Origin of the sequence: Bartonella sp. AD13SXNS, assembly GCF_042196465.1 — a bacterium.
In the GTDB taxonomy this organism is placed as follows: Bacteria; Pseudomonadota; Alphaproteobacteria; order Rhizobiales; family Rhizobiaceae; genus Bartonella.
Genome location: NZ_JBHIQI010000111.1, coordinates 309 through 605 on the forward strand (window position 1 = coordinate 309; position 297 = coordinate 605).

Annotated in this window: 1 pseudogene; it reads left to right on the forward strand. The window is 43.1% G+C overall.

Annotation, left to right across the window (positions count from 1 at the left end):
- Positions 1 to 297, forward strand: a pseudogene (locus tag ACFIMQ_RS09675) (MFS transporter); the annotation flags it as partial.

Sequence of the window (297 nt, forward strand, 5' to 3'; positions counted from 1 at the left end):
TACACGATGTTTGGCAATTTTCGCTCTTGCGGTGGGAAGTTTTGCGATTGGTACGGCAGAGTTTGTGGCAATGGGGCTACAGCCAGAGATGGCGCAAAGCTCATCTGTTGATATTCCGACAGCAGGTCAGTATATTTCTGCTTATGCACTGGGTGTTGTGATTGGAGCTCCTCTTTTAGCTGTTGTAACAGCTCCTTTCTCACGTAAAACTGTTTTGGCAGGATTGATGTTTTTTTATGCGCTGGCAAATATTGTTAGTGCTCTTTTTTCTGATTTTAGCATATTGATAACGTTACG